This is a genomic window from Paraclostridium bifermentans (assembly GCF_964259345.1).
GTDB classification, from domain to species: Bacteria; Bacillota; Clostridia; order Peptostreptococcales; family Peptostreptococcaceae; genus Paraclostridium; species Paraclostridium bifermentans_B.
Window position 1 is genome coordinate 179,551 of sequence record NZ_CAXVJR010000003.1, and the last position, 13,595, is coordinate 193,145.

The 13,595-nt window shown below is 25.9% G+C and carries 10 protein-coding genes; all 10 read left to right on the forward strand.

Going from position 1 to position 13,595, the window contains the following annotated elements; genetic code table 11:
- Window positions 1-49: 49 nt before the first annotated feature.
- The 10 genes from ACEXNK_RS07225 to aroE all read left to right on the forward strand — a co-directional run bounded on the left by ACEXNK_RS07225 (window position 50) and on the right by aroE (window position 13,595).
- Window positions 50-1,375, forward strand: a complete 1,326-nt coding sequence (locus tag ACEXNK_RS07225) for a pyrimidine-nucleoside phosphorylase (protein WP_373598326.1) — start codon at window positions 50-52, stop codon at window positions 1,373-1,375.
- A gap of 419 nt (window positions 1,376-1,794) precedes the next feature.
- Complete coding sequence (gene mltG / locus ACEXNK_RS07230; protein ID WP_373598325.1) at window positions 1,795-2,850, forward strand: endolytic transglycosylase MltG; 1,056 nt, start codon at window positions 1,795-1,797, stop codon at window positions 2,848-2,850.
- Window positions 2,851-2,953: 103 nt separating this feature from the next.
- Window positions 2,954-3,622: an O-methyltransferase gene (locus ACEXNK_RS07235; protein ID WP_373598324.1), complete on the forward strand. Its 669-nt coding sequence runs from the start codon at window positions 2,954-2,956 to the stop codon at window positions 3,620-3,622.
- The gene (locus ACEXNK_RS07240; RefSeq protein ID WP_373598323.1) at window positions 3,615-4,547 is read left to right on the forward strand and encodes a peptidase U32 family protein; all 933 of its coding nucleotides are present in this window, start codon (window positions 3,615-3,617) and stop codon (window positions 4,545-4,547) included. Before ACEXNK_RS07235 ends, ACEXNK_RS07240 begins: the two co-directional genes overlap by 8 nt.
- Window positions 4,548-4,605: 58 nt before the next feature.
- Window positions 4,606-5,241 carry a uridine kinase gene (gene udk / locus ACEXNK_RS07245; protein WP_373598322.1) on the forward strand — a complete coding sequence of 212 codons (636 nt, stop codon included), beginning with the start codon at window positions 4,606-4,608 and terminating at the stop codon, window positions 5,239-5,241.
- 51 nt (window positions 5,242-5,292) lie between these two features.
- Window positions 5,293-6,987, forward strand: coding sequence for a peptidoglycan D,D-transpeptidase FtsI family protein (locus tag ACEXNK_RS07250; RefSeq protein ID WP_373598321.1), 1,695 nt, complete (start codon window positions 5,293-5,295; stop codon window positions 6,985-6,987).
- Between the two features lie 79 nt (window positions 6,988-7,066).
- Entirely contained in the window at window positions 7,067-7,714 is a 648-nt protein-coding gene (gene sigK, locus ACEXNK_RS07255; RefSeq protein ID WP_373598320.1) for an RNA polymerase sporulation sigma factor SigK, read from the forward strand.
- Window positions 7,715-7,923: 209 nt separating this feature from the next.
- Entirely contained in the window at window positions 7,924-10,296 is a 2,373-nt protein-coding gene (locus ACEXNK_RS07260) for a PAS domain-containing sensor histidine kinase (protein ID WP_373598319.1), read from the forward strand.
- Window positions 10,297-10,327: 31 nt separating this feature from the next.
- The gene (locus ACEXNK_RS07265; RefSeq protein ID WP_373598318.1) at window positions 10,328-12,604 is read left to right on the forward strand and encodes a histidine kinase dimerization/phospho-acceptor domain-containing protein; all 2,277 of its coding nucleotides are present in this window, start codon (window positions 10,328-10,330) and stop codon (window positions 12,602-12,604) included.
- Window positions 12,605-12,746: 142 nt separating this feature from the next.
- Window positions 12,747-13,595, forward strand: a complete 849-nt coding sequence (gene aroE, locus ACEXNK_RS07270) for a shikimate dehydrogenase (RefSeq protein WP_373598317.1) — start codon at window positions 12,747-12,749, stop codon at window positions 13,593-13,595.

A 13,595-nucleotide genomic window follows, 5' to 3' on the forward strand; every position in this document is an offset into this window, starting at 1 on the left:
GGAATTAATTGCTAAAGAATAAAAATAATGATTATTAAGGAGAATAGCTATGAGAATTTATGACATCATAAAAAAGAAAAGAGATAATGAAATTTTAACTAAAGAAGAAATAAATTTCTTTGTAGATAAATATTCTAAAGGAGAGATTCCTGATTATCAAGCATCTGCACTTTTAATGGCTATATACATAAATAAAATGAATAAGCAAGAAACTGCTTATTTAACAGAAGCTATGATGAATTCAGGTGAAGTTATAGATTTATCTGCTATAAATGGAATAAAAGTAGATAAGCATAGTACTGGTGGAGTTGGAGATAAAACTACTATTGCATTAGCACCCTTAGTAGCGGCTTGTAAAGCTCCTGTGGCTAAAATGTCTGGTAGAGGACTTGGACATACTGGAGGTACTTTAGATAAGCTAGAATCAATACCAGGGTTTTCTATAGAAATGGAACCTGATAAATTTATAGAATCAGTAAATAAACATAATATAGCAGTATGCGGACAAACTGCATCTATAGCTGTTGCGGATAAAAAAATGTATGCATTAAGAGATGTAACAGCAACAGTTGATAATATATCATTAATTGCAAGTAGTATAATGTGTAAAAAGCTTGCATCAGGTGCAGATGCTATAGTTCTAGATGTTAAAACTGGAGATGGAGCATTTATGAAAACTATAGATGATTCATTTAAGTTAGCAAAAGAAATGGTTGATATCGGAGATAATATGAATAGAGAAACTATAGCTCTGATAACAGATATGAATGAACCATTAGGTTTTGCAGTTGGAAACTCACTAGAAGTTATAGAAGCTATAGAGACATTAAAAGGAAATGGACCTAAAGATTTTGTTATGTTATGTGAAACTTTAGGAGCGTATATGTTACAACTAGCTAAAGTTGCAGATAATTTTGAAGATGGTAAGGCAAAAATACAAGAAGCTATATCTTCAGGTAGTGCACTTGCTAAGCTAAAAGAATTTATTGAAAATCAAGGTGGAGATAGTAAAGTAGTAGATGACTATACTTTATTACCTCAAGCAAAAGAAATAATGGAAATAAAAGCACCAAAGAGTGGATATATAAAGAAAATAGAAGCAGAAGAAGTAGGAGTTTCAGCTATGATTTTAGGAGCTGGAAGAGAAACTAAAGAAGATGAATTAGACCTATCTGCTGGTATAGTATTAACTAAGAAGGTTTCAGACTTTGTAAAAGAAGGAGAAACTATAGCATATATGCACTACAATAAACTAGATAAAATAGAATCTGCTAAAGAAAGATTCTTAAATGCATATACAATATGTGATGAAAAGGTAGACGAAGGAAAATTAGTCTATGGTGTTGTAACTAAAGATAAAACTTTAAAATTTTAAGTATATGATTAAAAAAAGCCTAACGTGTAAAAAATAACGTTAGGCTTTTTTACGCTTAAGAAATTTATGTTTAACGAATATCTGTTAATAATTTATATAGTATAGTTATATCAATAATTTGCTGAAAGTAAAAAAGGACATTTTTGAGCAACGGACAAAGTCGTTGGCGACAGGAGCGAAGCGACTTTTTTAAATTTAAGAAGAATATGATAAATTATTACTTGTGGATAAGTTATAAAATTTAGATATATCAAAAGGTTGAATTCGCACGTAAAAAAGTGTTTTGAGCAATGGAAGATGTCATTTGAGACATGGGTGAAGCGAATTTTTCACTTTTGTTTCGACAATCTTATTGAAAATTTTCATGCTTAGATTTATAATATAAAGGATATAAATATACACAAGGAGTAGATAACCCTATGAATCATATAAAGGTAAACTTAAAGGTTATAGGTATTATAACTGTAGTTATACTGGCCCTGATAGGGGGATATGTATATATACAAATAGGACCATATGACAAAAATAGCAATAAAGAAATAGTGGTAGAAATACCTAATGGATCGACTTTAACAGATGTATCAGATGTTTTAAAAGAGAATAAACTTATAAAAAATAAAACTTTATTTAAGCTTGTTGCTAAATTTAAGCCGACTGAAAATGGTGTAAAAGCAGGTAAATATTTATTAAAGCAAAGTTACTCAAATTCCAAAATATTAGATATTCTTATTGAAGGTAAGTTTTATAATGATGGAATAAAGATAACTATACCAGAGGGGTCTACTTATAAAGAAGTAGTAAAGATTTTAACAGATAAAGGAATTGGCAAAACGGAAGTATATGAAAAGCTAATAAATAATCCTAAAGAATTTTATAATGAATTTAGTTATTTAAATGAAAAAGATATAAAGAGTCTAGAAGGATTTTTATATCCAGATACTTATTACTTTAATAAAGATGATAGTGAAAAAGAAGTTTTATCAGCTATGTTAAAAAGATTTAATCAAATATATACAGATAAGCTTAAAGAACAGCAGAAAAAAATGGGATTAACTCTTCAACAAGTAGTTAATTTAGCATCTATAATAGAAAAAGAAGCTGTATTAGATGAAGATAGACCTATGATAGCAAGTGTTTTTTATAATAGACTAGATATAGATATGCCTCTACAATCAGATGCAACTATACAATATGCATTTGATGAAAGAAAAGATAGAGTAATGTACAAAGACTTAAAAATAGATTCTCCTTATAACTCATATGTGAATAAGGGATTACCACCAACGCCTATTTCAAATCCGGGTGTTAAATCGATAGAAGCTGCATTAAATCCTGCAGATACAGATTATTTATACTTCGTAGCAACTATGGAAGGAAAGAATAATTATAGTAAAACTTATGAAGAGCATTTAAAACATGTTGAGAGTTATAAAGAAGAAAGAGATAAATTAAACCAAGAAAAGTCAGAAAAGTAAATAAAAAATTTGTCCATAAAGGCAAAGGATTATCGCTAAAAGTTAATAAATTTTAAAAGCGAGACTTTTGCCTTTTTTTAGGGCAACTTAAGGAGTTGAAGATATGAGCAATATAGTTGATGGTTTAGTAGAAGATTATATAAGAAATACACTTCCAGATAAAGAAGGACTATTAAAAGAGTTAGAAGAGTATGCAAAAGAACACAATGTACCTATTGTACATAAAGAAGTATCAGATTTTCTAAAAGTATTACTTAAAATGCAAAAACCAAAAAGAATATTAGAAGTAGGATGCGCGATAGGATATTCTTCTATTTTATTTGCAACGGTATTAAATAAAGATGTTGAAATAATAACTGTTGAAAGAAATGAAAAAATGATAGAAAAAGCTAAAGAGAATATAAAAAGAGCTGGTATGGAAAATAATATAACTATACTAGAAGGAGATGCAGAAGAACTTTTAAGTAAGGTTGATGGAGAATTTGATATGATCTTCTTAGATGCAGCTAAAGGTCAATACAAATTATTCTATGATATGGTAATCGATAAATTAAAAGTAGATGGAATGCTTATATCTGATAATATTTTATACAAAGGTATGGTAGCACATGATAGTTATGTTATTAGAAGAAAAAAGACTATCGTAAAAAGAATGAGAAGCTACTTAGATTATATATGTAATTGCGATTATTTAGACACATCTATAGTACCTATTGGAGATGGAGTTACGCTTAGTTATAAAAAAAATATAAGAGGTGATTTAGATGCATAAAGTTGAACTTTTAGCATCAGCTAAAGACTTAAATAGTTTAGAAGTAGCTTTGAAAAATGGTGTGGATGCTATTTATATAGGAGGCGATTCATTTGGGATTGAAGCTGTAAATAAATCATTTTCAAATGAAGACTTAGAACAGGCTATTAAACTTGTACATGAAAATGGGAAGAAAATTTATATAGCTATTAATGTCATGCCGCATAATGAGGATTTTGAAAAGTTAAAAGACTATTTAATAAACTTAGAAACTTTAGGAGTAGATGCTGTAATAGTTTCAGATCCTGGGGTTCTTAGTATAGTAAAAGATACAATACCTAATATGAAAATTCATATGGGGCAACAATCCAATGTAACGAATTTTAATACAGCTAACTTTTGGTATGAACAAGGTGTCAAAAGAGTTATAGTTACTAGTGAGTTATCTTGTGATGAAATAAGTACAATAAGAGCTAAAACACCATTAGATATGGAGATAGAAGCGTTCGTGCATGGACCTATATGTATATCTTATTCGGGAAGACGTCTTTTAAGTAGTTATTTAGGAAGCAAAGAAAATTCAAAATATGAAGAAGAAAAATCATATAATTTATTAGAAGAAAAGAGACAAGGTGAATATTATCCGGTATATGAAGATGATAAAGGTACTTTTTTCTTTAACTCAAAAGATTTATGTATGTTAAAGTATATACCAGAATTTATAAAATCTGGTGTAACTAGTTTGAAAATAGATGGTAGATTACAAAGTGATGAATACCTAGAAACGGTAATTAAAGTTTATAGACAAGCTCTTGATAAATTTTATGAAGATGCAGAAAATTGGACTTTTGACCCTACATGGCTAGAGATGATAAAAGAAAAGAGCCATAGACCATTAACAAATGCATTTTATACAGGACAAGCAATGCCTGATGACTATGAATAAGCTAAAAATATACAACAAAGTTAATAGTATAAATAAAAACTTGTAAGGAGAGAGACAAATGAATAAAGAAAATAAAACACTTATAATAGGTATTACAGGTGGTACCGGATCAGGTAAAAGTACAGTTTGTAAATCAATAAAAGATAGTATTCCGGAAGAAAATATAGCTATAATAGAGCAAGATGCATACTATAAAGATCAATCTCATTTATCATTTGAAGAAAGACTTAAAACAAATTATGACCATCCTTTAGCTTTTGATAATAAATTATTAATAAAGCACTTAGATATGTTATGTGATGGAGAAGCTATAGAAAAACCAATATATGACTATGAACTTCATACTAGAAACTTAGAAGAGACTATAACAACTGAAGCTAAAGATATAATAATAGTTGAAGGTATAATGATATTAGAAGATGAAGAACTAAGAAATAAATTAGATATAAAGATATATGTTGATACAGAAGATGATTTAAGAATATTAAGAAGAATACAAAGAGATATAAAAGAAAGAGGTAGAACAGTTGACTCTGTTATAGAGCAATATTTAACAACTGTAAAACCAGCACATGATCAATTTATAGAACCATATAAAAAATATGCAGATATAATAATCCCAGAAGGTGGACAAAATGAAGTAGCTATAGATATGGTTATCGCTAGAATAAAAACACAATTACACAATAAATAGTATTAACCCCTTAGAAATTGTCAAGAATTACAATTACTAAGGGGTGATTTTATGTCTAGAAAAAAAAGTCCAGTAAAATATAGTATTAAAAATAGAATATACTCAGTTATGATAATTTTTATTTTAATATATGCATTTTTAATATATAGATTAATAGATATACAAGTAATTAAATCTGAATATTATAGGCAATGCGCATTAGAACAAAGTAGCTCTACTTTGAATTTAAGCTCTGGAAGAGGAATAATATACGATAGAAATAACAAAAAGTTAACTGATAATAAAGTGAAAGATATAATTGTAGTTCAAAAATATAAAATTAATATAAATAATGAATATATGAACCTTATAGAAAAGGCAACTGGACTTAATAGCGATATTATATATGATAAGATTCAGGAAGATCCTGTATCTCCTATAGTTGAATTTGAAATAACTAATATAAATAATGATTTAAAAAAAGAGTTAGAAGAGGAAGATATATTGATAGATAAGAAAACATATAGGTATTCAGATGATAATATGTTAACTCATACGATAGGATATATAGACGGAGATGGAAATGGTATAACGGGAATAGAAAAAAGTCAGGAAGATATATTAAAAGATAAGAACCTAGACTATATAGAAGTATTTAAAGCGGGAAGTTCAGGAAACTCAGGAGATAGTAAAAAAATAGGAGTTCTAAATGGTAGTATTAAAACTGAAAAAAATAGTAGCAAAGATAATCATTTAAAACTTACTGTAGATTATAATATACAGAAAAAACTTGAAGCATTAGTTGACAAAGAAGAAAATCCAAATTCTGTAATTATATCTGATGTTAAAACTGGAGAAATTATAGCTATGACATCAAGACCAAATTATAATAGAAATGACATAGAAGAATATATGAAACTATCAAATGGATCTTTAGAAAATAGAGCTATAAGATATATGTATGCCCCAGCTTCTGTTTTTAAAATAGTAGTATTGTATGCAGCTCTTGAAAATAACATTATTGATGAAAATTATACTTACACATGTACAGGGTCATTAAATGTGAATGAAAGAGTATTGCATTGTAATAAACTTGATGGTCATGGGCACATGACTTTAGAGGAAGCTTTTGCAAACTCTTGTAATCCAGCATTTTTAGATATAGCACTAAAAGTAGGTGTAGAAAATATAAAAAATGCAGCTAAAAGCTTGCACTTAGATGCACCTGTAGGAATTGATGTATATGGAGAAAAAAATGGGACAATAGAAGAGGGCATAGATATTGTTAATTTAGCTATAGGACAGGGACAGATGATGTTTACACCTCTACAAGTAAATCAAATGACTCAAGTTATAGCTAACAATGGACTATACAAGCAATTACATATATATGATAGTGTAATTGATAATGATAAAAATATCGTTAAAGATTTTAAGACAACTAAGGAAGATGAACCATTATCTCCTTATGTTACATTTAAAATAAAAGAAATGATGAAGGCTGTGTCAACTTATGGAACAGCTAAGGAATTGAATGACTTAGAAGAAGGATGCGGAGTAAAGACAGGTACAGCACAAGCTAAAATAAATGTACAAAATGAAGATAAAAGCATAAGTAAAAAAACTATTTTACATGGATGGACTACTGGATTTTATCCAGAAGAGAATCCTAAATATGCTATAACTGTAATAATTGAAGGGACTGAGCATAGTAATAAATCCGCGGTTCCTTTATTTAAAGATATATGTAGTAATATATTAAAATAAATTTTTTTATACAAGCAATTTTATCAGGCCACTTTCATATAATTTAAAATGACATGGAAGGAAGAAAGGGGTGGCCTGATTGACTATATTAAAATCTTTTGAAAAACCCTTAACTCCTGAAGAAGAATATAATTATTTAACTAAATTCAAAATAGAAAAAGATGAATCAGCTAAGGAAGTATTAATTGAAAGAAACATGAGATTAGTAGCGCATATAGCAAAAAAATATAATAATTCAAATGAGGACCAAGATGACCTTATTTCTATAGGTACTATAGGGCTTATAAAGGCTATAGAAACTTATAATGTTGAAAAGGGAACTAGATTAGCTACGTATGCGTCTAAATGTATAGAAAATGAAATACTAATGAATATAAGAACAAATAAAAAAAATAAAGTTCAAGTTTCGTTGCAAGATCCAATAGGTACAGATAAAGAAGGTAATGAAATAAGTTTAATTGATGTATTGGGGACAGATATAGACCATATATTAGATCAAGTTGAACTTAAAGTCCAAATAAGTAAACTTTATGAGAAATTAGAAAATATATTGACTCCGAGAGAAAAAGAAATAGTTCAATTAAGATATGGTTTGACTCCATTTGGTTATAAAACTCAAAGAGAAATAGCTCAAAAACTCCAAATTTCTAGATCCTATGTATCTAGAATTGAAAAAAGAGCATTAAAAAAGTTAAGAAAAGAGTTGAAATCAGAAAAAAGCCTTTAATTAAGGCTTTTTTTGTTGTTCATAAACTCCAGTAAGTTAAAAATTGTGAAAAGAAGACAAAATAATAGGCATACAACTTAGTTAACCGACAAGTAAATAAAGCATGTGTAATTTTTTATGTGAGTAAATCAAGAAATGACAAAATATTTAAAAAATATATGCTACTATAATTGTAAATAGTAAATTATAAGAAAAAAAGGTGGGAATATATGGGGGATTATACAGCTAATATGGAGATAATTCTAGATGTAAACTTAGTCATCATAAATTTAATAATCATAAATGGCATCTACTTAGGATTTTGTGAAAAATTAAAAAACATTAAATTCCTAAGTTTTATTTATTTTTTAGAAGCATTTATATATCTAAATGTGCTTGTTAATAAGGATATCAATTATGATATATCTAAATATTTTTTTATAATATACATAGTATTTAAAGCTATATATTTTTATGCATTGAGAGATATATTTAAATTGAATAGTTTGAAAATAAATTTATTTATGGTAATAAATTTAGCACAATTTATTACTTTGAATTTTAACTTACCTCTATTTTTTGTATTAAATATAGTATCTAATATTGCTATATATAAAATGACTATTTTAAATAGTATGAAGCAAAGTTACAAGAACTTAAAATTAAAAAATGACAATATAATTAAAGCTAATAAAATAAAGTGTTTTATTGATAACAAAATAAGAAAAATTAATAATATGAAAGTTGAATATAGAGAGGATATATCAACAATAGAAGATAAAATAAATAAATCTATTGAAATATCAGATATGCCTATAATTATTCTTGATGAAAAAAATGAACTTGTATATTGCAATAAAAACTACTGGAATAGTAATAATTTAAGTAAAACAAATTTACTAAGCTATTTAAGAGAAAACTTTAAAAATGGAACTGAATGTATAGATATGGTTAATGAAGTAAAATTAAATGAACATAATTATACAAATGTTTATAGTGATGATGGTAGAGTGTATAGGGTTATATGTGCAAAAGAAGTAAGAGATGATAAGGAGTTGAAAATATGTATATTTAATGATATTACGCAAAGTACATTAATACAGAAACAATTAAAAGAAAGTGATGATAAATACAAAAAACTTATGGATTTACTTACGGATGGAGTTATGATTCATAATAACGTTGATATAAATTATATAAATGATTCAGCTATGAAAATATTTAATATTTACAAAGGTAGTAGCAATGTAAATATTGATTTAATAAAAGAAAAAATAGGGAATAGCAATTTGAAAAAATTTAATGAAACATTACAATTAGTAAGCTCAGGTAAGGTTAGAAAGATTGTTAATAAGTTTAAAATTGGTATTGATAGGTATATAGAGCTTATAACAACTAAAATTGAATTGGAAGAAGATGATGTACTACTGAGTATAGTTGTAGATATAAGTGATATGGAATTATCTATAAAGAAGCTAGCAGATAGTAAAAAAACATATCAAGCTTTAGCTGAAAATTTACCCGATGGAATAGTTGTAATTGATAAAGATAGTAAAGATTATATATATCAAAATAAATCTATGATGAAAATTTTAAAAACAATTAAGATAGATTCTATAAATAAATCTATAAACGATTATATTCATAATAGATATTTTGGAAAAACTGTAAAATATGAAACTAATGAAGGAAGCAATTATAGTATCGGAATAACTATAATAAATATGAAAGAAGAGAATCAATTATTAGCTATAATAAGACCATTAGAACAAGAAGAAAGAATAATAGAAGCTATCAAAGAACTAGATTTAATAAAAGCACAACACAAGGTTAAAAATAAATTATTAAATAATACAATAAAGTTATTGAATGAACCTATAGTTAGTATATCAGATATCAATAAAAAATTAGATTCAAATAAGGATAAGTACAATTCAAAACATATAAATAATTACACAAAATTAGTAAAAAAGAATTGTTATAGACTACAAAGGTTAATAAAAAATATAAATGAAGTGGTAGAAGTAGAAAATGGATTGTATCATACTGAATTTGTTTATTGTGATATAGTCTTATTTACTAAAAATATAGTTAAAAGTATGAATGATTACTTAGAAAATGAAGGAATACAAATAAACTTTAAAACAGAAATAGAAAGTACCTTTATAAAAGCAGACTTAGATAAAATACAAAGAATAATATTGAATTTAGTATCTAATGCTATAAAGTTTAGCAAAAAAGAAGGAAAAATAACTATATCTTTATCAAAAGACAAAGAATATGTATATATTTGTGTTATAGATAAAGGAGTAGGAATACCTAAAGATAGATTGAATTTTATATTTACTAAATTTGGACAAATAGATAAATCTTTATCTAGAAATACTGAAGGATGTGGAGTTGGTTTATCTTTAGTAAAAGCTTTTGCGAAGATACATGGCGGTGAGGTAATGGTTGAAAGCGAAGAAGGGAAAGGAAGTAAATTTACAATAAAGTTAAAAGAGAGTAAAGTGAAAAATAATGAAAGTATAGTAGATATAAATCAACTTGAACTATCTATAACAGAAAAGATGAATATGGAATTTGCAGATATATACTTTTGATAAAATCATAAATGTATAGGGGGAACAGATTATGGTTGATAAATTGATATATATAATAAATGTATCAGTTTTAATGGCTAGTATATTTTGTGTAATGACATTTAGAGATAATGCTAAAATAAATAAAAAGCTATGTATATTTATTATATTTATTTTAAATGTAGTGAATAGAGATAATATGAATATTGGGTTAGTTATTTTATCTATATCTAGCTACTTATATATACTAAATATCAAAGGATATAGAATTAGTGAATGTATTAAAAATAAAATTAGACTTGTAAAGATAATAAGTTTTATATTACTTATTATCATGTTAAAGGATTATATATATTTAAGTAGATATATAAACTTAATTTTAAATATATATATAACCTATATGATATTTAAAATTAATATATATTTTACAAGTAAAAGATATAAAAATATAGATAATGAATTAAGAGATGTAAAATTAAATGCAATTAATAGAAATAGATTTTTAAAAGAGATTGAACTTGAAAAAGAATATTTAGAATATGTATTAAAAAGTAAAAAAGAAATACTTGAAATAATACAAGAGCAAAGTAAAAAGTGCGTAATGTTAATAGATGAAGAAGGTTATATATCTAATGAAAGTAGCAATTTCATTAATATTTGGAATGAATATGAGTGTTGTAACTATAAAATTAAATTTTCGAAATTTTTAAATAAAAATATAGTTAATAGTACTGAAACTCTGTTAGATGTCCAAAAAGTATATGCTTTAGGTGTTGATATGAACAAAGAAATAATGAGCAAAGATAATAGATATTTTGACTGTAAATACACACCATTTAAAGTAAATGGAAAAATAAGAGGTGTTTTGTGTGTAATGACAGACATAACCTATAAAAAATGTTCTGAAAAAATTATAGATTGTAATAATCGTAAATATAAAAAGACAATAGAAACTATACCGCATACCATAGTAGTTATAAAAGACAAACAAGTTATTTACAATAATAATAAAAACATAGATATAGATATATACGATGAAAAGTTAAAAAACTTTATAGTAGAAACAGAAGAAACTGGAGAGTTTGAAGGCGTTTTAAACAACAGCAAAAAGTATTTAAATATTAGTAAAACTAAATTTGAAGAAAGTGGAGTTCAAAAGGAAATAGCTATAATAAGGGATGTTACCGAGGACAAAATTTTATCAAACAATATAGACATAAGTAGAAAAAAATACTTATCACTTGTGAACTCAATACCACAAGGTATATATATATATGATTTCGAATTAAAGGATAATGTTTATGTAAATGATGAAATTTTAAAAATGACTGGATATGAAAATTTAAGTGAATTCAATGAAAGCCAAATTATAAATGAAATTTCATGGGCATTAAACAAGTATGGATCAGACGTAAAGTTTGTAAGGCATAGAATAAAAAATAAAAATGGTAAAAATATTGATGTAGAATTAGGGGGAATTACCCTGGAAATAAATAATAAAATAAGATGTATAGGCATAATGAATGACATAACAGATAAAGTTAGGGCAGAAAAATTAGAGAAAGAGATTATTAGTAAAAAGCTAGAATATAAACAGAAAAACCACTTTTTTATAAATATATCTCACGAATTAAAAACTCCTTTAAACTTAATTATGGCTAGTAATCAATTAGTAGAGTCTATATATAGAAAAAATATAAATGAAAATCCTAATTCTGAAATAGCAATAACAAACAATACTATTAAAAATCAAAGTTATATATCGTTAAGGCTAGTTGAAAATATAATTACATTAACGAAATTAGAGTCGGATTTTTATAAACAAGAGCTAGATTATTACGATATAGTAAGTATAGTAGAAGATGTGATTTATGAGATAAATAACTACTCTAAAAATGATAAGTTAGAAATCATATTCGATACAAATGTAGAAGAAAAAATAGTAGAAGTAGATCCATATGATATAGAACGAGTAATATTATTAGTGTTAAGCAAGGTTATTAAAAAATCTAAAAGCGGAAGTATTGTAAATGTTGAATTTTTAAATATTAAAGATAAGATAAGTATATTAATAAAAAACAATCAAAAATATGATAAAAGTATTAATTTAAGTAATCAATGCATAGAAAACATAAATATGAATATAGAAGTTGCAAAATCTATAATGAAACTTTATGATGGAGATATAAATATATTAGAAAAAGATAATTCAATAGAAGTTTCTATATGTGCAAATATAAAGAATTCTCCAAACTATGAACTTAAGAAGCTTTCAAAATTAAATAAGGAATCTATTTATGCTGAATATTCCATGATAAATGCATTATAAAAGATGACTATGTATAGTACTAGTTTAGATAAGGTTTTAAACTCTATTTAAAAATTGTACTTTACATAGTCTATTTTATTATGGTTTTTAAGAATGTATAATATAAGTTATAAATGGAAATAAACAGTAATGGGAGGATAACATGGATATAAACGCAAAAACTAATATTATATGTTTAATAGGTAATCCAATAGAGCATAGTTTATCGCCTAATATACATAATTACTTATTAAATAAACATAGTATAAATGCTAAATATGTTTGCTTTGATGTTGAAAAAAATAATATAAATAGGGCTATACAAGGAATCAAAGCTCTAGGAATTAAAGGTGCAAATATTACTATTCCACATAAAGTTGAAGTTATGAAATTTTTAGATGAAGTAGATAAAAATGCGGAACTAATAGGCGCTGTAAATACTATAAAAAATAAAGATGGAAAGCTTATTGGATATAATACTGATGGGATCGGTTTTGTAAAATCTATATTAGATAAAGGACATGAGCTAAAAGATAAAAAAGTCTTAATTATAGGGGCTGGAGGTGCATGTAGAAGTATTGCTATAGAGTTAGCTGATAATGGTGTAAGTTCTATAGATATAAGAAATAGAAGTATTCAAAATGCATCTATTATAGTAGAAACTATAAATAATAATTTTAAAACAAAGGCAAGTTGTTCTATTAAAAAAATTGAAAAAGATGACCTGAAAAATGTTGATATAATTATAAATACAACTCCTATAGGAATGGACAAAGATAAAGCAAGTTGCCCTATTGATGAAAAAATACAAATAGATAAGGCTATACTAGTTTGTGATATAGTATATAATCCACATGAAACTAAGTTTATATCTTGGGCAAAAAATAATAACTTAAATGTTGTATACGGAATTGATATGCTTATAAATCAAGCTATACATGGGTTTTATATATGGACAGGAATAAATGTATCAGAGAAAGGTGATATAGAAAAAATACTGAAAGGAATATAA

What these genes read in the sequence shown, in the direction of transcription:
- ACEXNK_RS07235 (WP_373598324.1), top strand. Translation starts at nt 2,954, where the DNA reads ATGAGCAATATAGTTGATGGTTTAGTAGAAGATTATATAAGAAATACA.
- udk (WP_373598322.1), top strand. Translation starts at nt 4,606, where the DNA reads ATGAATAAAGAAAATAAAACACTTATAATAGGTATTACAGGTGGTACC.
- ACEXNK_RS07250 (WP_373598321.1), top strand. Translation starts at nt 5,293, where the DNA reads ATGTCTAGAAAAAAAAGTCCAGTAAAATATAGTATTAAAAATAGAATA.
- mltG (WP_373598325.1), top strand. Translation starts at nt 1,795, where the DNA reads ATGAATCATATAAAGGTAAACTTAAAGGTTATAGGTATTATAACTGTA.
- aroE (WP_373598317.1), top strand. Translation starts at nt 12,747, where the DNA reads ATGGATATAAACGCAAAAACTAATATTATATGTTTAATAGGTAATCCA.
- ACEXNK_RS07225 (WP_373598326.1), top strand. Translation starts at nt 50, where the DNA reads ATGAGAATTTATGACATCATAAAAAAGAAAAGAGATAATGAAATTTTA.
- ACEXNK_RS07260 (WP_373598319.1), top strand. Translation starts at nt 7,924, where the DNA reads ATGGGGGATTATACAGCTAATATGGAGATAATTCTAGATGTAAACTTA.
- ACEXNK_RS07240 (WP_373598323.1), top strand. Translation starts at nt 3,615, where the DNA reads ATGCATAAAGTTGAACTTTTAGCATCAGCTAAAGACTTAAATAGTTTA.
- ACEXNK_RS07265 (WP_373598318.1), top strand. Translation starts at nt 10,328, where the DNA reads ATGGTTGATAAATTGATATATATAATAAATGTATCAGTTTTAATGGCT.